The following is an 18,321-nucleotide window of genomic DNA, read 5'->3' on the forward strand; positions in this document are numbered from 1 at the left end:
GGCGGAATCCGTTGTTTCAGCGGGAGCCGGACTTGGCCGGGCCCAAGCGCGCGTACACCTGCTTGAGCGCACGGCGGATGAAGCCGGGTACGTATGGATAGAGCCGGTAGAAGATCTTGCGCGCCAGCAGCTTCGGGTCACGCAGCAAGTTCCAGAAGGTGTAACGCTTCTTCAATAGAATGGTGAAATAGCCATCTTGCCCCGGCGCCTCTTGCGGGGGTGTTACGCCGTAGCGGGAGAAGTCAGCCAGCTTGCGCATCCGGAAGCGCTTGAAAAGAATCAGCCAGCCCTGTTTGACCAGAGGATTTTCCTGCTGCTGCGGCGAAAATTTGCGGAAGAAGGCCATCGCCTCGCCCAGTTCGACTTCACCATTGTCGCGGCAGATTTCAGTCACCTGGTGCCCTGCGTTGGTGGGTGTGGTGATGAGGGCTTCGGTCGTAAAGGCGAAGCGCCGGTTATTCATCAGCATGCGGTAGTAGTAGTCGACATCGACCAGCCACTTCATCTGGCGGTCATAGTCCAAGCTCGCGGACCGTCGGCAGATGGTGGCGCTGGGCGCGCCGATGCAGTTGCCCACGAAGAGGCTGGCCGGATCTTCCGCGAGATCGGCCAACTGGCGGTCACTGGCGCAATGGATGCGCTGCATGTTCACATCGATATGGTTGACCAGGGTCGCGCAAAATCCGAAGTCCGCGTGTGGAGCATCGTCGAGCAACTTGACGAACAGGCGTAATGCATCCGGGCGGATGAAATGATCGTCGTGATGCAGGATCTTGACATAGTCGCCTTGCGCCAGCCGCAGCGCGGCGTTCCAGTTCTCGGGTGAACCGAGGGCGGGCGAATTGCGGACATAGCGCAGCCTGCCCCCAAAATCGAAGCTCGCCAGCAGATCGCATACGCTGTCGTCGGGAGAATCGTCGGTGACGATGACTTCGAAGTCCTGAAAATCCTGGGTCAGCAAGGATTGCAGGGTTTCACGCAGGTACTCGACCTGGCGATAAGCGGGAATGCAGATGGAGACTTTCACAGCAAACGCTCCAGGAGTCGAATCAATTTGCGGATGACGCGCTCGCGCAGGGATCTGCGCGCAACGGTCGGGGAGGGGGCGGCCGGTTGGTCCTGTACTGCTGCCCCGGGCACTGGCAAGCCGAAATAGTCGTTGCCCCACCAGACCGAAGCAGCAAGGGTAGCCTTGCGGTTTTCGACGATCGCCTTGCAGCGCGCCCATGCTTCACGGTTGAGCCGCTCACGGTCTTGCCTTCCGGCTGAATCCATCAGCGACAGATTGGTGTTTCCACCGACGGTACTGACATGATAGGTGGCAGTGAATTCTTCGACCACGGCCGGTTCATGATAAAAGGCCAGCCGCAACAGGAAGTCCCAGTCTTCAGAGCGATCCAGTTCCTCGTGGAAAGGCCGCTCGGTCAGGGCCGAACGTAGCTGGCTCCTGTCGATGAGAAAACTGTGGATAGGCAGAAAGTTCTCGCTCCACAGTGACTTGAGTGAAAAGGCATGGCGTCGGAAGGGGGTACTTTCACTGACGATTTCCAGGTCCGCATTTTCCTTGCGCAAGGTCACCTGCGCATAAGCCCAGGTTTTACCGGTGGCCTGCAAAGCAGCCAGCAGCAGGCTAACGTGATTGGGCGCGAGCGTGTCATCATCATCTAGGAACCCGAGATGGCGGCCGCTGGCCTGTGCCCAACCGATATTGAGGTTCTCGGCGCGACGGTCGCCGCTGGCGGGGTTGCGCACCACCTTGACATCGATGTCGGCGAATTCCGCTGGAAGCTTCTGCAGATCTTCCCATTGCGTATTCTCCGCGCCCTGGTAGACCACGACCACTTCGAGTGGGCGCCAGTCATTGGCGGCAACGCTTGCGATCGCACGGCGGATTTCGCGAGGACGCCCGCCCACCGTTCGCATCACGAAGCTGACCAGCCCCGATTGTTGGGCATGGATCATGACTTGCTCCTTCTTGCTCGCCACTGCCACACCATGGACTTGAGCCGGCGCTTCACGCGCGTGGCCAGGCTTGCCTTGCCTGCCTCATGGGAGACCATAGTCAGATCTTCCGTTGAAACGTAGCCGGCGGTGGGAGCCGCATTGGCGAGCGCTGACAGGTCTGCACCGACCCTGCGTGCGGTGTCGATGAACTTGCCCTTGAGCAGGCGATGCAGGGCCTGCTCGTTCCAATAGCCACTCTGGCGCGCGGCCGCTTCCAGCCGCGCGAACCAGGCGGCCAGGGCCGGCAGATAATCGGTGCGGGCCACGGGCCGCTCCAGAATGACGCTTTCGTGCAAGGCGATTTCCTCATCGGTGGGCTCAACGCCGCATTCTTGCATCATCTGCCTGCGCACGCGCAGGGAGGCGGCATACTGCTTGTCGGAGGAGTCCGAGCTGACCTGCTGCGCATGCAGGCGATAGTCCAGTACGACCTCGGGCAGATTGGCTGCGTTGACCTGCAGGAGCAATCGGCTCCAAAGATGATAATCCTCTGCGTGACGGAAAGCGTCGTCGTAGCGGATGATGCCCTGGTCCAGCAGCTCTCTGCGGAACATCAGAGCCGGGTGGGCCAAGGGGCAATAGAAGAGCATCGCCGGATGGATATCGGCATGGGCGAGCGGGAACGTGAAGACGTTCGGCGCCACGTTGCCGAAGAAACGGATTGCGCCGCCTACAATGCCGACCTCCGGATGCTCGTGCAGGAATGTGACCTGCCTGCCGAAACGGTCTGGTGCACAAATATCATCGGAGTCCATGCGCGCTATGAGCGGTGCGCGGCACTCGGCATAGGCCCGGTGCAAGGTCGCGATGAGCCCCAGGTTGCGCTCATTGCGCAGCAGCCGCACGCGCGGATCGGCGGCAAACCGGCTCACGACTTCTGCCGTGTTGTCGGTGGACCCATCGTCGATAAGCAGCAGTTCGAAGTCGCGGAAGTCCTGCGCCAGAACGCTGGCCACGGCCTCTTCCACGTAGCGTCCCGCGTTGTAGGTGGGAACGACGACACTGATGGCCGGTAGTTGTTCACGTTGGTTCATAGACGCACCCAGCGTTGCGGAACCAGATCGCGCGCGTCTGGCGTATCGGCGACGAACCAGCGTGCCGGGGCGATGGTGATGCTCTCGGAGCGGCCATCCAGCCAGGCGCCCCACCAGCTGAAGGAACTGTTGGCCACGATGTGATGACGGCAGGCGGTCATCAGGCGCAGGTCTTCGAAGTTGGTGGCGGCATCATTGTCACGCACAAGATGCATCGTGTAAGGAAGTTGCAGGTTGGTCGCGACCCAATCCAGGTCATCTGAAAAGACGAACAGTTCTGGCGCTTGGCCGGTTACCTGGTGCAGATGCGCAACCGCACGCTCGTAGTAGCCCAGGTCGCATGTCCCGTGCACGGCGGCGGCCGCGGCGTTGGACACGTAGTCACCTCGGCGGATGTGCAGAGAGACCGAATGCGTCCGGCCGATCAGCTCCAGCCAGGCCTGGTTGGGCGCACTGGGGGCGGCTTTGACGGCGAAGTCCTTCCTGATGTCATCGGCAAAGTCGGCAAAGTATTTTTCCGATTGCCAGTAGCCATCGAGATAGATGCCGTCAGGCAGGCTCAGTACGGCCTCGTCGAAGGTGAAGGTCTTCTCGGTGTAGACACGCAGCGGATTGGGCAGGAACCTACGCAGCAGGCGCTGAAGACGGCCCTCTGCAGGCGGGTTGGGGAGCAGTCGCGAAGGGGCCTCGGTCTGGTCGGCGCAAAAGCACTGCATGCCGAAGGCGTGGGTCTTGTAATCCGCAAAGGCACGGCTGTCGATGGCGAAGGGAACGCCACGGCGTAATGCCAGGGCGCGCCCTGCCGCGTATTGGAACATTTGGTTGCCGAGGCCACCGATCAAGCGACTGACTATCATGACGAGATTTCTTGCGTAAGTTGTTCTATGAGTTTGCGGGCCTCGGAAGCAGGCAGTTCCCACCATTTGCTGGCGAGAATTTTCGCAGCGGTTTGATCGTCGAATCGGGCGCCGATGTTGCGCGCAGGTGAGCCCGCCATGATGGCGAAAGGAGGCACATCCTGGTTCACGAAGGAATTGGCGCCGATCACTGCCCCGGTACCGATGATGACACCCCGCCGGATGATGCAGGAAGCGCCGATCCAGACATCGTCCTGAATCACGCAGGCGGCTTCGGTGAGAGTCTCGTAGGGCGCATCGTAGAAGATGGAGTGCGTGGAAACCCGGTCCAGGCGGTGCTCTCCCGGGCCGACCAGCACATTGTCTGCAATGGAGACGTAGCGCCCGATTCTGGCCTTGGTGATGTGGCAGTTGAAGCCGACGTACGTATTGGCTCCGATCCTGGAATCCCCCGACACGATGCTGCCTTGCATGACCTGGATATTTTCGCCATCAAAGAAGATGGCTTGATTCAGGGAGGAGTTGACGCTTTCGACGAGAGGCATGCGCAGCGCACCGGTCATGTCGATTGCGGTACATTCCCGGGCTAACCAGTAGGCCCATTGCCTTGAAGCGGGATGCATTTCATGGCCACCCTTGCCGGTCGCGCCACCGGTTGCACTGCTGTCCAGTAGGAGGGCAGCGACCTCGGGCAGCATGGCCTGTCGCATGATCCATTGCGCTGCCAGTCGCTGCGTTTCGTTTGCCGTTTCGCGCACATCCTGCTGTCGGGAACCATAGCCGAGAAGCGCGGCAGACTCAGGACGCAAACCGCGCGCGACGATGGCCCTGGACACATGGGTGAGCAGGACCTGAAAGCGGGATTTGACGGCGGCCAGGGAGATCATCAGTCGCTTACCCCTTTATGAGCCGCCGCAGACGAGATATCAACGATGCCGGGACCGGCGCAAAAGGGGCCTCCGGCTGCGGCGCGACAGGAGGCGCCGCGGCAAAGCTGCCATTGACCGCGAGGGAGACCGGAACCGCTGAAACGTCGCTGCGGACATGGCGTTCCAGGACGTGGCTCAGATTGGCAAAAAACTGCAGTTGATGCAGATAGTACTGCCGTGCACGCGCTATGGCATGCAGGCTTCGGTCGTATTCTTCAGGATTGGCGAGCAATCGGCCGATTGCATCCAGCGCGGCTTCGGTGTCTTCGATATCGATCTTCAGGCTGGCGTCATCCGGAAGATAACGGTCTACGTTGGTGCATCCGTAATAGATCGGAAAACAGTAAGCCAGCAGTGCGTCCGGCAATTTCTCCGTCAGGAAATCGTCCCCGGCAAAGTTCTCCAGGACGATGGCGAAGCGATAGGGGGCAAGCACGTCCCATTTCTGCTCGAAATCACGCAAGCCCCGGCCCCAGACTTCCACCCGGTCGCCGAAGCGCTGCTGCAGGGCACGCACGAAGTCCAGGCGCGCACGGTGGCCTTCGGTGAAAGCCTTGGCTGAACTGATGACGCTGATATCGCGGCTCTTGGGAATCGGCGGCATGCTGGCCAGCTCATCGAAACTTTTCTCGACGAACCAGGGATGGCCCTGTTGCAGACGAATCTGATGGCGGTGCTGCAGGTCATTGCGCCCGCTGACGACGTGGGCGAACTGATCCAGAAAAGCCGGCTGGTAGGAACCGATCGGATCGGGCTCGCCTGCAATGAAGAAGACGTTCTCGGGCGGGCAGCAGGTGTTCTCGGTCTGGCTCAGTGATTCGAAAACCACCCACGCGTCGCAACGCTCCACCTCCGTATCGACGTGGAAGCGGAATGGTCCCCACTGCAACAAGTTCCCGGGCGTTTGCCGAGCCCAGGGCCAGGTAGGAGCGCAGGTCGTGAGCTTGACGTCGATCATGTCAGTCCGAAATCCTTTCCAGCTGCCAGTGCGGATCGAGGTAGATATGGCCGAACGCCTGTTCGCGTGCATGCTGAATATTGAACAGCCGGGGACGTGCGATACGGAACGGCTGCAGCGCATTGCTGCCGAAGAAGTCCTGCACGCCGAACTGGCTGCCGTGAACTTCCAGCACATAGTCTCCGGCGACCAGGAAGTCGGCGGGAATTTGCGCCTTGACGCGATAGGTGCCTGGGCGCACGTTTTCCATTTCCGGATTGCGGTCGGCCAGCAGCGCGCGCGTGAGCATGTCGCCGAAGACGGTCTTGACGTAGAAGCCGATACGGAAGTTTTGCAAGTTTTCCTTGACGTGATAGATCAACTCCACGTCCACCGGAGCATCGCCCTCGAAGTTGTAATTCGGGTTCTTGCGGCCGCCTTGGGTGACATGCATGGCCAGAAGGTCCACGTGTTCCGTTTCCAGGGGCATGTTGGCGCCACCCACATGCATGGCGTGCCGCATGTAGTCGCCGATGGCGTCGTCGACCAGGGTCTTTTCCTTGATGCGTCCATGTTCGATGAGCACGGCGCTTTCGCACAGATCCTTCACCGCTGCCATGCTATGGCTGACGAAGAGCACCGTCCGCCCCTGGGACGCCAACTCGCGCATCTTGGCGTAGGACTTCTGCTGGAAGCGGGCGTCGCCGACCGACAGCACTTCGTCCAACACCACGATGTCCGGTTCCAGAAAAGCGGATACGGCAAAGGCCAGGCGCACATACATGCCGCTGGAATAGCGTTTGACGGGGGTGTCGAGAAAACGCTCCACCTCGGCGAAGTCGACGATGGCATCGAACTTCTGGCGCACTTCCATGCGCGACATGCCCAACAGGGCACCGTTGAGATAGACGTTCTCGCGTCCGGTCAGGTCGGGGTGAAAGCCGGTACCGACCTCCAGCAGGCTGCTCATGCGGCCACGGATGCGGATCTGTCCTTCGGTCGGGCTCATGACCCGGGAAAGGATCTTCAGCAGCGTGGACTTGCCCGCACCGTTGCGGCCGACGACCGCCAGTCGCTCGCCCTGATTGACCTCGAAACTGATGTCGCGCAGCGCCCAGAAATCTTCATCCGAGCCGGCCTTGTCTTTGCGGTTGCGCCCGAGGAACTTGCGCAGCAGGCCCCGTTCCTGGGTGTCGCGTTCCTTTTCATGATGGATACGGAATTTCTTAGAAATTCCTTCGACGATGATACTTTTGCTCATGATTAGATGGCGTCCGAAAAACGATGCTCGCTGCGACGGAAGAAGCGCACGCCTGACCACAGCAACACGAGCGTCACCAGGCAGGAAATGCCGACCTCATTCAAGCGAAGCGGTTGCGTATCACCGAGCAGGCTCCAGCGGAAGCCGTCGATGATGCCCACCATCGGATTGAATGCATACAGCAGGCGCCATTTCTCTGGTACCACCGTGCTGGCAAAGCCCACTGGGGACAGGTACACCCCCAGTTGCAGCACCACCGGCAAGAGGTGCCGGAAATCACGGTACCAGACGCTCAAGGCGGCGATCGACAGGCTGCAGCCGAGGATGAGCAGGCAAAGCTGCAAGAGGAACAGGGGCAAGGCCAGCACATGCAGTCCGGGCGGCAGGCCATAGAAGAACGACATGGCCAGGTATACCAGCATGGCCAGCGCAAAGTCGACTAGGCCCACCACCACCGACGAGAGCGGAATGATCAGGCGGGGAAAGTAGACTTTCTGGACCAGGTTGGCATTGCCCACCACACTGTTGCTGGCGTCGGAGAAAGCAGCAGAGAAAAACAGCCAGGGCAACAGTCCGGCAAAGACCATCAGCGCGTAAGGCGCGCCATTGGAGGGCAGATTGGCCAGCTTGCCGAAGACCAGCGAAAAGACCAGCATGGTCGCCAGCGGGCGAACCAGTGCCCAGCTCAGACCCATCGCAGTCTGCTTGTAGCGCACCACGATGTCGCGCCAGACCATCATGCCCAGCAGTTCACGGCTGCGCCACAGCTCGGACCAGTAGTCCTTGCCATCGGGATTGGCGGTGATGACGGTCAAGGGCAGCGACTCAAGGTCGCGGCCGTTACCCGTTTCTTGCGTGTCCTTCGTCATTGCTTGGCTTTGACCAGCTTGTTCAGGGCCATGCGCAGCAGATCGAACTGCTCATCCAGTTCGTAATGATGGTTGCCGATGAACAACCCATTGCTGTCAAGTTCGTCGGCATTCTTGAGCGCGCCGTGAATTTCATAATCGAACCAGCGCAGCACTTCGTTCTTGGCGAAATTGCCGGCCACGATGGGACGGACATCGATGCGGTATTCATTGAACACTCGTACTACGTCTTCACGAGAGAAGCCGGCATCCGGCTCGATGATCATGCTGAAGCCGAACCAGCTGCTTTCACCGATTTCCTTCTGAATGCGGAGTTGCGGATAGTCCGCCATCAGAGCCTTGAATTTGACGGCGTTGCGACGTCGCTCCGAGATCAAGCCAGGCAATTTGCGGACTTGCTCGATACCAATGGCTCCGCTCATTTCAAGCGGGCGCAGATTGTAACCAGGCAGGATGAACTTGAAGGATTCGACAAAAGCGTCGTCGCTCTTGGTACCTGTCAGCTGGTTGTGCTTGGGCAGATTGCGTGTCCAGCCATGGGCGCGAACGGAAAGCATGATGTGGTACAGCTCTTCGTCATTGGTGACCACCATGCCACCTTCCATTGTGGAAATGTGATGGCTGAAGAAGGCACTGTAGGTACCCATGATGCCGAAGGTTCCAGCCTGACGGCCGTTGAGCTCGGCGCCCATGGATTCACAATTGTCTTCGACCACTACAATGTTGCGACCGGCCACGATACGTTCGATTGCATCAAAGTCGTTGGGGTTGCCCAGCAGGTTGACGATCATGATCGCGCGGGTCTTGTCGGTTACCGCTTCGGCCAAGGCGTCCAGATCGTAGTTCAGTGTATCGCGGTCAACGTCGACGAACTTCAGCTTGAGGCCGTATTGTTGCAGCGGGTGATAGGTCGTGCTCCAGGATACCGCAGGCACGATGATCTCTTCACCGGCGAGCAGCGGGGACTCCTTGCGAAAGCGCAGGGCAGCAATCATCAGTAGATTAGCCGAGGAGCCAGAGTTGACCATTACGCAGTAGTTACTGCCAGTATAGGCAGCGAACTGTTTCTCGAATTCCTGGACGTTCGCTCCCATGGTGAACATACCCGAGGCGATAACCTTCTGGATCGCTTGGTATTCCGCATCGTCCCAGGTGGCGGTGGCGAGTGGGTAGTGGCTGGGGCTCATGCTTGACGTCCTTCTAGATAGAATTGATAGGTTTGGGCGATGCCCGATTCCAATGAAGTGGTTGCACGCCAGCCCCAGGTTTGCAGACGGGTGGTATTTACCAGTTTCTGCGCCATGCCTTCGGGCTTGGTCAGATCGTGCACAAATTTCCCTTCGAAGCCCACAATGCGGGCTACGGCATGGTAGTAGTCGAGGATAGAAAGATCACTGCCCAGGCCTACGTTGAGGTAGAGCGGCAGAGTGTCGAAGTGGTCTAGCGCACGCCACATACAATCGGCCAAGTCGCCCGCATACATGAATTCACGTCGCACCTTGCCGCTGCCCCAGATGTCGACTTCGTCACGTCCGGCGGATTTGGCCTCATGAATCTTGTGAATCACTGCTGGGACAAGGTGTGAGTGCTTTGGATCGAACTTGTCGTGACGGCCGTACAGGTTGCACGGGATCAGCGTACGGTATTGCAGTGAAGGATTTTCGCGTCCGATGTAATCGCACAAACGAGCGACCATGATCTTTGCCAGTGCATAGCCCTCATTGGTCGGTTCCAATTCACCGGTCAGCACGGTTTGCTCGGCCAGCGGATTGGGCGCATTGCGCGGATACATGCAAGAACTGCCAAGGTTCAGCAGACGCGGGACGCCCGCGCGGCGTGCTGCCAGCACAACGTTGCGACCCATATCCAGGTTTTCGGTGAGGAAGGCGACTGGATCGCGCATATTGGCCTGTATGCCGCCGACCCGGCCCGCAGCGTGCACCACCACATCGGGCTGTTGCTGCTGTACCCAATCGTTTACGGCACGAGTATCCAGCAAGTCCAGCTCGGCGCTGGTGGGTGCCAGGATATCGTGTCCGACGGCAGCGGCGTGCTCGGTGAAATTTCGCCCGACCATGCCACGGCCGCCTGTGAGAAAGATACGCATGTCTAACCCTTATCCAATATCAGCGGTGCACCGGTAATTCATCACTGGTCGTAGTTGAAGGCGTTATATCCATGGCTCTTGACGAGCGCGTCTCGCTGCGCCGACTTGAGGTCCTCGCGTACCATCTCTGCCACCAGTTCATCGAAGGTGGTGCTGGGAGTCCAACCCAGCTTGGTCTTGGCCTTGCTCGGATCGCCCAACAGGGTTTCGACTTCGGTCGGACGGAAATAACGTGGATCCACTGCCACGATGGGTTGGTTTGGATCGCCTTGTTCGCGGTTTTCCCAGTAGCCCTTTTCCTCGACCCCGGTATTTTCCCAGCGGATCTTCATGCCGATTTCCTGCGCAGCGGCGTTGACGAAATCGCGAACGCTGTATTGGACGCCGGTGGCGATGACGAAGTCTTCTGGCTGTTCCTGCTGCAGCATCAGCCACTGCATTTCCACGTAATCACGCGCATGGCCCCAGTCGCGTTTTGCATCCAGGTTGCCGAGGTAAAGCGCTTCCTGCAGGCCGAGCTTGATCCGGGCCAGGGCGCGGGTGATCTTGCGTGTAACAAAGGTCTCGCCGCGGATGGGGCTCTCATGGTTGAAGAGGATGCCGTTACAGGCGTAGATGCCGTATGCCTCGCGATAGTTGACCGTGATCCAGTAAGCATAGAGCTTGGCAACGGCATAGGGGCTACGTGGGTAGAAGGGCGTAGTTTCCTTTTGGGGGGTTTCCTGTACCAGCCCGTAGAGTTCGGAGGTGCTGGCCTGATAGAAACGTGTTTTCTTGGTCAAGCCAAGGATGCGAATTGCTTCCAGGATGCGCAGGGCGCCCAGGGCATCGGAGTTCGCTGTGTATTCTGGCTCTTCAAAGCTGACCGCGACGTGACTCTGCGCCGCGAGGTTGTAGATCTCGTCCGGCTGGACCTTTTGGATAATGTGGGTCAGGCTGGATGAGTCAGTCATATCGCCGTGGTGCAAAACGAAACTCCCGTCGGAGATGTGCGGATCCTGGAACAGGTGATCGATACGGTCGGTATTGAACAGGGAAGTGCGGCGCTTGATCCCGTGCACTTCGTAGCCCTTGGCGAGCAGGAGCTCCGCCAGATAGGCACCATCTTGTCCGGTGACGCCGGTAATGAGGGCTTTTTTCTTCATAGTCATGGATGTCGTCCGTGTGCGTTATGTGTGGGTTGATGGGCGGCTTCGATGGCAATGCATCAACGGGAGGCCGTACAGGCAGGAAGTGAGGCTTTAGACTGCGACCCGCCATCAGACCTGTGGATGGCTACGCGGTTTTGGCACGCGTAATGGGAGCCGGGGTGCAGGTGTGAGCGTGGCGGATGGCATGGGTGAGGCTTATTTTGCGATCGTGTACAAAGTCAATTTACTCATCATCAACACGAGCCAGGAATGAACGGCACTCTTTTTTTCTTCTGTGTTCGTGTCGGCCCCGCACCTGTAACGTTTGGCCGCCTCGTGCGAGCACACTAATATAAAAGCGCTTCACAGGCAGTTTGCCGCTGGCGTACTTCGGTGCCTATCTTGACTGGACGCCGTTTCGCAACGATTTCGCGCGATCAGAATAAGCAAGCGAGTATATCACGCGAAATAGGCTTTTCCGAGGTGATCCAGGGCGCTGACGACTTTGCTGTCCATTGCTTTCGTGGAGGAAAATGCTTTTTTAGGCAAGTCCAGCTCGGAAATCTGAGCCAGTACTTTTTGTGACGTTGAAAAACAGGATATGAAAGGCATCGCCTACGACGTTTTTCCAAGGTAGTGTTGTGGTCGATGTCAGCGGCCGGAAGAACTTTTGAGAGGCTTTCGCCGTCACAGCCACCTTGTGAACTGCTCGCGAGCTTAAAATAAGTTGACCAATAGTCATTTACATATGCCCTGATGCGGAGCATGTTGTTTTTGCGTCACGTCTTCGAATCAAGTCCTCCCCCCGCCAGGCACTTGTTGGGGAAGGGAACTCACGAGTGCGGCGACATGAAAGGCTATGCATCTGCTGTTCTTGGCGCGTTGATGCGGTCATAATTGTCTCTTTAATATCAATTGTCTTCCACTTCCTACGCATATGCCCATCGCCCAATCGATCTTCAAAGCCTACGACATCCGCGGCATCATCGACAAAACCCTGGACGACCAGGTCGCCTATCAGATCGGTCAGGCCTTCGGCGCCGCCGCGCTGGCCAAGGGGCAGAAGAAGGTCGTGATCGGCCGTGACGGCCGTCTGTCCGGTCCTGCACTGGCCGCTGCGCTGGCCAAGGGCCTGCAGTCGGTGGGTGTGGACGTGATCGATCTGGGCATGGTCGCCACCCCGATGGTCTATTTCGGTACCCATGTGCTGGACACCCAATCGGGCATCATGGTCACCGGCAGCCACAACCCGCCCGACTACAACGGTTTCAAGATGGTGCTGGCCGGCGAGGCCATCCATGGCGAGACCATTCAGGGTCTCTATCACGCCATCGTCAAGGGTGATTTCCCGCAAGGCGCCGGCAGCTACAGCACCCACGACATCAAGGATGCCTACATCGCCCGCATGATCTCGGACGTCAGGCTGGCGCGCCCGCTGAAGATTGCCGTCGATTGCGGCAACGGCGTGGCTGGCGCTTTCGCCGGCGAGCTTTACCGTGCACTCGGTTGCGAAGTGACTGAATTGTTCTGTGAGGTCGATGGCAACTTCCCCAATCACCACCCCGATCCGGCGCACCCGGAAAACCTGCAGGATCTCATTCGTTGCCTGCAGGAAACTGACAATGAGCTCGGCCTGGCCTTCGATGGAGACGGCGACCGCCTGGGACTGGTGACCAAGGATGGTCAGATCATCTACCCGGATCGTCAGCTGATGCTCTTCGCTGAGGACGTGCTGACCCGCAACCCGGGCAAGCAGATCCTCTATGACGTCAAGTGCACCCGTCATCTGGCACCCTGGATCAGCGCGCGCGGTGGTCAGCCGTTGATGTGGAAGACCGGTCACTCGCTGGTCAAGGCCAAGTTGCGTGAAACGGGTGCGCCCCTGGGCGGCGAGATGAGTGGTCACATCTTCTTCAAGGACCGCTGGTTCGGTTTCGACGACGGTCTCTATGCCGGCGTGCGGATGCTGGAACTGATGGCGCGCCAGAGCGACCCGTCGGCCGTTCTCAATGCGCTGCCCCAGTCGGTCAGCACTCCGGAACTGCAGCTGAAGCTGCAGGAAGGCGAGAATGTGGCCTTGATCGGCAAGCTGCAAAGCGATGCCAAGTTCGAAGGCGCCCAGGACATCATCACCATCGACGGTCTGCGCGTGGAATATGCCGATGGCTTCGGTCTGGCACGCTCTTCCAATACTACGCCAGTAGTGGTGCTGCGCTTCGAGGCGGAGACGGCGGAAGCACTGGCGCGCATCCAGGGCGAGTTCCGCAAGGTCATCCTGGCGGCTCGTCCCGACGTCGCACTGCCGTTCTGACGGCCTGATGAGGTAAGATGCTGGCCCACAGTTAAGTTCAGCCAGAGTGGGCCAGCCTTGAAAATCCTAATCGTCCGCGTTTCCTCCCTGGGAGACGTCGTCCACAACATGCCGATGGTCGCGGACATCCGTCGTCATTTCCCCGCCGCACAGATCGACTGGGTCGTGGAAGAGGCCTATACGAGCCTCGTCCGCCTCAATCCTCATGTCCACACTGTGATTCCGATCGCCTTGCGTCGCTGGCGCAAGACCTTGTTCTCTGCCGCCACCCGCGCCGAGATTGCGGCTTTCCGGCGCCAGTTGCAGGCCGAGCGCTACGATGTGGTCTTTGATACCCAGGGCCTGCTCAAGACCAGCGTAGTCATGCGCATGGCGCGACTGGCCGATCATGGGCGCCGGGTGGGCCTGGCCAATGCTACCGAGGGCTCGGGCTACGAGCCGCTTTCCCGGATCTTCCACGACCAGAGTATCGCAGTCGGTCGGCGCACCCACGCCGTCATGCGGGCGCGCCTGGTGGCTGCCGGTGCATTGGGCTATCAGGTCGAGGGTGAGCCCGATTTCGCCCTGCAGGCGCCCCAATCGGCACGCTGGCCCTGGATGCCGGAGACCCCATATGCCGTCTTCTTCCACGGCACCGCACGTGCAGCCAAGCAATGGCCGCCGGCGCAATGGATCAGGCTAGGGCAGGACCTGGCAGCTCGCGGCCTGCCGGTGTTGCTGCCTTGGGGCAGCGCCCGGGAACAGGCGGCTGCGCAGCAACTGGCAGCGGGCATCCCAGGTGCCGTCGTATTGCCGGCGCTGCCGCTGATGCAGGCGGTGTCGCTGGTGCAGCAGGCCAGGCTGGTGATCGGCCTGGATACCGGTCTGACTCACATCGCTGCCGCGTATGGCAAGCCCACAGTTGAGCTTTACTGCGATTCCCCGCGTTGGAAAACCGAAGGCAACTGGTCGCCTCACATCGTCAACCTGGGTGATCTGGGGGCGCCACCGGCCGAGGAGGCCGTACTGTCCGCCGCGCTGGGTTTGCTGGACTGAGGGCTCCCGCCCGGTCAGGGCATCGACCCGGATCATTGAAACAGATCAAAACTCGGCGGCAAACTGTTGAACCGGATCGTAGGGCCGCTTGCGGCGGGGTTTTGCGGCCTGCTGACGCGCCTGCATCGCCACACGGCGTTGACGCTTGCGGGCATAATACGCGCCATGGAATCGCAAATTATCGAGATCGGCCTGACTGAATGGCGGGTCGACAACCCCAATCAGGAATGGATCACCGCGCTGGAAGCCGGCAAGGTGCTGTATTTCCCGCACTTGGCCTTCCAGTTGATGCAATCCGAGCAGGTGCTGCTTGATCCGGCCGTGCGTGCCCCGAAGTCCCGCAATATCAGCCTGGACGCGCGGGGGCATATCAAGGGCGCCGCCGGTGGTACGGAGCAACAACTGGCGTTGGCGGCGATGGTGGGACGCTTTCGCGAGCAGGCTTTGTCTTTGGTGCATACGCTCCTGCCCAAGTATCGTGACGCCCTGCGCGTAGCACCTACCAGCTATCGACCGATGCAGGTGGAAACCCGCGCCCAGTCCTGGCGCGCTGACGACCGCCGCATGCACGTCGACGCCTTCCCGTCGCGGCCGAACTATGGTGAGCGTATCCTGCGCGTCTTTACCAATATCAACCCGGAAGGCGTGCCGCGTGTCTGGCGCGTGGGCGAGCCTTTTGAAACCGTGGCCAGGCGCTTTCTGCCTCGTGCCAAGCCTTATGTTGCCTGGCAGGCGAAATTATTGAAGGCCTTGCGCGTGACGAAGTCCTTGCGCAGCGAGTACGACCACATGATGCTTCAGCTGCACGACGGCATGAAGGGCGACATGCAATACCAGCAGGATGCCCAGCAGGTAACCATGCCCTTCGCCGCAGGCTCGGTCTGGATCTGCTTTTCGGATCAGGCATCTCACGCAGTCATGTCGGGGCAATACATGATGGAGCAGACCCTGCACCTGGCACCGGAACAGCAATACGATCCGCAATCCAGCCCGCTGGCCATCCTGACGCGCCTGGCCGGCCATCCTTTGGTCTGAGATGCGGTTGCTGTATTCCCTGATCTGGTGGCTGCTGCTGCCGCTGGTGCTGCTGCGCCTCTGGTGGCGTGGCCGCAAGGAGCCCGGTTACCGGGCCCATGTGAGCGAGCGTCTCGGCTTTTATGCGCGCCTGCCTGATTCGCAGGCGCGTTTCATCTGGGTGCACGCGGTGTCGGTCGGCGAGACCCGCGCTGCAGAGCCGCTTATCGATTCTCTGTTGCAGCAATATCCCCAGCATTCCATCCTGCTGACCTGCATGACGGCCACCGGTCGCGCTACCGGCGCCCAGGTCTACGGCAAGCATGGCGGGCGTGTCCTGCAAAGCTTCCTGCCGTATGACATTGGATGGATGTGTGCCCGGTTTCTACGACATTTTCGACCAACTGTCTGTGTGCTGATGGAAACCGAGGTCTGGCCCAGCCTGATCGCCCAATGCCGTCGTTACCACGTTCCCGTGATGCTGGCCAATGCCCGTCTGTCGGAGCGTTCGTTGCGGCGTGGGTTGCGTTTTGCCGCCTTGTTGAAGCCGGCAGCTGAGGCCATCAGTGTAGTCGCGGCGCAATCGGACGCGGATGCGCAGCGTCTGCGCGCCTTCGGGGCGCGTCAGGTCGTCGTGACGGGGAGCCTCAAGTTCGACGTTGAGCCACCTGATGCCGTGGTTGCCCGGGGTCTGGAGTGGAAAGCCCAGGTCGGACTACGCAAGGTGCTGTTATGCGCCAGTACCCGGGAAGGCGAAGAAGCCCTGATCCTTGACGCGTTGGCTCGCGAAGGACGGGGTGACTGGCTGACGGTCATCGTGCCCCGTCACCCTCAGCGATTCGATCAGGTCGCCGACATGATCAGTGCCCGTGGCCTGCGCCTGCAGCGGCGGTCCACACTGCAGCAGGACATCCGCTTGCAGGATGTGGATGTACTGCTGGGTGATTCCATGGGGGAGATGTTTGCCTACTATGCGCTTTGTGATGTCGCATTCATCGGTGGCAGCCTCTTGCCGCTCGGTGGGCAGAACCTGATCGAGGCGCTGGCCTTGGGTAGGCCGGTGTTGATCGGCCCGCACACTTTCAATTTTCAGCGCATTACCGAGGATGCCATTGCCGAGCACGCAGCAGCGCGCGTAGAGAATGCAGATGCATTGCTGCGTCAGTGGAAAGAACTCGTGTCCGACCACACGCGTATGGATCAAAGGTCGCATTCCGCAAAGGAATTTGCGCAGCGTCACCAGGGCGCAACTGGCCGGACGCTTTCCCTGCTGGACGGGTTGCTGAAAGATGGTCAGGCGCGGCGATAGGCGTCGACCGTTTTCTGGAATGCGGCGTCGACTGTCGTTCTGGGCGTCCAGCCCAGCAGATCGCGGTTCTTGCTGATGTCGACCTGCAGGGAGCCGCAAAGACGCTGCGCGATTCCAGGCCTGCCCATCATGCGTGCTGCCAGCATCAGCCATGAGGCCGGTAGCGATGGCAGGAATGGCGACTTGCCCAGGGCAAGGGAGATGCGTCTGAGCATGGCGGTAGTTGAGAGGTCTTCACCATCAGATACCAGGAATACCTGGCCTGCAGCATCGGGGTGGCTCAGGCAGACGCAGATCAGGTCCACCAGGTTATCCAGCGCTACCAGGCTGCGGCGATTGCTGGAGATGCCGCCCAGCGGCAGCGGTATGCCTTTATCCAGCCAGCGGATCATGCTCAGGAAATTGGCTTTGACTCCAGGGCCATAGACCAATACCGGTCTTATCACCACCACTTCCATGGTTCCATTGCGCGCCAGCTCCCGCAGCGCCTGTTCGGCTTCCATCTTGGAGATGCCGTAGGGATCGGCCGGGGCGGGCGTATCGTCGGCTGTAAAGGGACGTCCTGGTTGCGTCTCTTCACCATTGACCTTGATCGAGCTGATGAAAATGAAACGGCGGACTCCCGCCTGTTGCGCTTGACGTGCCAGCGCCAGCGTTCCTTCGACATTGGTCCTGCGGAATTTCGATAACGGGTCGCCGGCTGTTTCGTTCATCACGTGTACCCGCGCCGCGCAGTGGACCACCGCTTCCATGCCTTCTAGTGCTGAGGACCAATTGGTATCGGGTGCCAGTTCTTCGACGATCACTTTTTCCAGTGTGCTGGAGTCTACGGGCAGCTTTGCTGTGGGGCGAAGTGCGGCACGCAGATGATGATGGTCCTCGGAGGCAAGTTGGCGAACCAAGGCTTGGCCAACGAAACCGGAGGCGCCGGTAATGAGAATACGCATGGACAAATAAGGGAGCGGCGGGGAAAGAGGACGCCAATACTATCATCGTGTCCCGACTTGCCCGGTGAATGCGGAGGCCAGCTCGTCTGGCTGCTTGGTATATAGAAGAATGGCCTTGCTTGGCATCGGGATGGCGCTGCCTATTTGGGCTGGCTAAATTATTTTCGAATATTTTTCAAAAAGTGCTTGCGTGGTGTGGGGTGGGTTGCTATAGTTCGCCCCCTGCTGACGCGACACACGAAGCGAAGTTGAAAAACAGAGCGACGAAGGTGGGCGAAGCAGGTGAGTAGTGAAGCAGTTCGAAGGGCGTTTAAATGGAAGTAGTCGAGCAGGCAGTAAAAGCGAAGACGAAAAAATTTAAAACGAATCGCAAAAAAGTAGTTGACGCGATGAACTAACTGCTACATAATCTCGTTTCTCTGCTGCTGACGAACAAAACGATTCGCAGCGATGCAAACAGCGCCAGGCGCGTTTGATGCAGATGATCTTTAAAAATTAACAGCCGATAAGCGTGGGCGTTTAATGAAGTGCGACAGAACCTCGGTTCTGGAAACTTTAAATATTAAATGCTCACAAG

The 18,321-nt window shown here is 59.4% G+C and carries 16 protein-coding genes; 4 read left to right on the top strand and 12 right to left on the bottom strand.

Translation table 11 applies throughout. From position 1 onward, the window contains the following. Window positions 1–16: 16 nt before the first annotated feature. The 11 genes from HFRIS_RS12415 to gmd are packed head-to-tail and all read right to left on the bottom strand — an operon-like array spanning window position 17 to window position 11,143. On the bottom strand, window positions 17–1,027 hold the full coding sequence (locus HFRIS_RS12415) for a glycosyltransferase family 2 protein (RefSeq protein WP_006463711.1): 1,011 nt from the start codon (window positions 1,025–1,027) through the stop codon (window positions 17–19). Then, window positions 1,024–1,962, bottom strand: a complete 939-nt coding sequence (locus HFRIS_RS12420; RefSeq protein ID WP_006463712.1) for a glycosyltransferase family 2 protein — start codon at window positions 1,960–1,962, stop codon at window positions 1,024–1,026. The genes HFRIS_RS12415 and HFRIS_RS12420 overlap by 4 nt, the downstream gene beginning before the upstream one ends. Continuing rightward, on the bottom strand, window positions 1,959–3,038 hold the full coding sequence (locus tag HFRIS_RS12425) for a glycosyltransferase family 2 protein (RefSeq protein WP_006463713.1): 1,080 nt from the start codon (window positions 3,036–3,038) through the stop codon (window positions 1,959–1,961). The genes HFRIS_RS12420 and HFRIS_RS12425 overlap by 4 nt, the downstream gene beginning before the upstream one ends. After that, window positions 3,035–3,856, bottom strand: a complete 822-nt coding sequence (locus HFRIS_RS12430; RefSeq protein WP_161625974.1) for an alpha-1,2-fucosyltransferase — start codon at window positions 3,854–3,856, stop codon at window positions 3,035–3,037. Before HFRIS_RS12430 ends, HFRIS_RS12425 begins: the two co-directional genes overlap by 4 nt. Before the next feature lie 35 nt (window positions 3,857–3,891). Then, entirely contained in the window at window positions 3,892–4,782 is an 891-nt protein-coding gene (locus HFRIS_RS24545; protein WP_006463715.1) for a CatB-related O-acetyltransferase, read from the bottom strand. A gap of 7 nt (window positions 4,783–4,789) precedes the next feature. Continuing rightward, window positions 4,790–5,782 carry a glycosyltransferase family 10 domain-containing protein gene (locus HFRIS_RS24550; RefSeq protein ID WP_161625975.1) on the bottom strand — a complete coding sequence of 331 codons (993 nt, stop codon included), beginning with the start codon at window positions 5,780–5,782 and terminating at the stop codon, window positions 4,790–4,792. A 1-nt stretch (window position 5,783) separates the two neighbouring features. After that, a complete protein-coding gene (locus HFRIS_RS12445) occupies window positions 5,784–7,022 on the bottom strand; it encodes an ABC transporter ATP-binding protein (protein WP_006463717.1) in 1,239 nt (412 codons plus the stop codon). 2 nt (window positions 7,023–7,024) lie between these two features. Then, entirely contained in the window at window positions 7,025–7,891 is an 867-nt protein-coding gene (locus HFRIS_RS12450; RefSeq protein ID WP_006463718.1) for an ABC transporter permease, read from the bottom strand. Beyond that, window positions 7,888–9,078, bottom strand: a complete 1,191-nt coding sequence (locus HFRIS_RS12455) for a DegT/DnrJ/EryC1/StrS family aminotransferase (RefSeq protein ID WP_006463719.1) — start codon at window positions 9,076–9,078, stop codon at window positions 7,888–7,890. Before HFRIS_RS12455 ends, HFRIS_RS12450 begins: the two co-directional genes overlap by 4 nt. Next, window positions 9,075–9,998 (bottom strand): GDP-L-fucose synthase family protein, encoded by a 924-nt coding sequence (locus HFRIS_RS12460; RefSeq protein WP_039875500.1) that lies wholly within the window; start codon window positions 9,996–9,998, stop codon window positions 9,075–9,077. The genes HFRIS_RS12455 and HFRIS_RS12460 overlap by 4 nt, the downstream gene beginning before the upstream one ends. Before the next feature lie 41 nt (window positions 9,999–10,039). Beyond that, a complete protein-coding gene (gene gmd / locus HFRIS_RS12465; RefSeq protein ID WP_006463721.1) occupies window positions 10,040–11,143 on the bottom strand; it encodes a GDP-mannose 4,6-dehydratase in 1,104 nt (367 codons plus the stop codon). 922 nt (window positions 11,144–12,065) lie between these two features. Between gmd and HFRIS_RS12470 the strand changes: the two genes are divergently transcribed. From HFRIS_RS12470 to waaA, 4 genes are all read left to right on the top strand, one after another. Then, window positions 12,066–13,439, top strand: coding sequence for a phosphomannomutase/phosphoglucomutase (locus HFRIS_RS12470; protein ID WP_006463722.1), 1,374 nt, complete (start codon window positions 12,066–12,068; stop codon window positions 13,437–13,439). Window positions 13,440–13,496: 57 nt separating this feature from the next. Beyond that, window positions 13,497–14,474, top strand: coding sequence for a lipopolysaccharide heptosyltransferase I (waaC, locus tag HFRIS_RS12475; protein ID WP_039875502.1), 978 nt, complete (start codon window positions 13,497–13,499; stop codon window positions 14,472–14,474). Window positions 14,475–14,639: 165 nt separating this feature from the next. Next, window positions 14,640–15,509 carry a Kdo hydroxylase KdoO gene (locus HFRIS_RS12480; RefSeq protein ID WP_006463724.1) on the top strand — a complete coding sequence of 290 codons (870 nt, stop codon included), beginning with the start codon at window positions 14,640–14,642 and terminating at the stop codon, window positions 15,507–15,509. A gap of 1 nt (window position 15,510) precedes the next feature. Continuing rightward, window positions 15,511–16,797 (top strand): lipid IV(A) 3-deoxy-D-manno-octulosonic acid transferase, encoded by a 1,287-nt coding sequence (waaA, locus tag HFRIS_RS12485; protein ID WP_039875504.1) that lies wholly within the window; start codon window positions 15,511–15,513, stop codon window positions 16,795–16,797. Here the strand turns inward: waaA and HFRIS_RS12490 are convergent. Further along, window positions 16,782–17,744, bottom strand: a complete 963-nt coding sequence (locus HFRIS_RS12490) for a UDP-glucose 4-epimerase family protein (RefSeq protein ID WP_039875505.1) — start codon at window positions 17,742–17,744, stop codon at window positions 16,782–16,784. The genes waaA and HFRIS_RS12490 overlap by 16 nt on opposite strands. Between the last annotated feature and the right edge of the window lie 577 nt (window positions 17,745–18,321).

This window comes from Herbaspirillum frisingense GSF30, assembly GCF_000300975.2.
GTDB lineage: Bacteria > Pseudomonadota > Gammaproteobacteria > Burkholderiales > Burkholderiaceae_D > Herbaspirillum > Herbaspirillum frisingense.